Origin of the sequence: Nesterenkonia aethiopica, assembly GCF_039534665.1 — a bacterium.
Classification (GTDB): domain Bacteria; phylum Actinomycetota; class Actinomycetes; order Actinomycetales; family Micrococcaceae; genus Nesterenkonia; species Nesterenkonia aethiopica.
Genome location: NZ_BAAAVT010000048.1, coordinates 1 through 613, shown reverse-complemented (window position 1 = coordinate 613; position 613 = coordinate 1). Strand labels below are relative to the sequence as shown.

The following is a 613-nucleotide window of genomic DNA, read 5'->3' as shown; positions in this document are numbered from 1 at the left end:
ATCCAACGCTGCTACTTCCACATCCGCGCCGCCGTCATCCGGCACACCACCCTGAACCCACGACTGCCTGCTGGCCAGGAGATCCTGGCCCTGACCAGGGAACTGATGAGAGTCCAGGACCTCGATGCCGCTGCGACCTGGATGGGCGCCTACGCCTCCTGGGAAGCGAGATGGGAGTCCTTCCTCAAGCAGCGCACCTACGCGAAGAAAGGCGTAGAGCGCCCCTCCTGGGCTAAGCCGAACCAGAACTGGTGGTACACCCACATCCGGCTGCGCCGAGTCCAGGGACTCTACCGGCAGCTGATCCGCGATGACTCCCTGTTCACCTTCCTCAACGAGGACTACATCGAAGACCAGCAGCGAACCGTGGAGCGGGCCACCTCCCGGTTGGAGGGTGGTCCCAACAGTGGGATCAAGCACCTGCTGCGCCATCATCGGGGCATGCCCGATCACCACGCCCGCAAAGCAGTGGACTGGCTGCTCAACAGTCTCACCGAGCACCCACATGCTCCTTGGATACTCGCTCAGCGGCATCACCAGGAATCGGAGAAGCAAGCCCAGTCAAAGCCGGTGGACGAAGACCCGATCGGCCCTGAGCTCTACGGCACCTCAG

The 613-nt window shown here is 63.0% G+C and carries 1 pseudogene; it reads left to right on the top strand.

Features of this window, described 5'->3' with window-relative positions:
- A pseudogene (locus ABD658_RS15280) lies at window positions 1-613 on the top strand (IS256 family transposase); the annotation flags it as partial.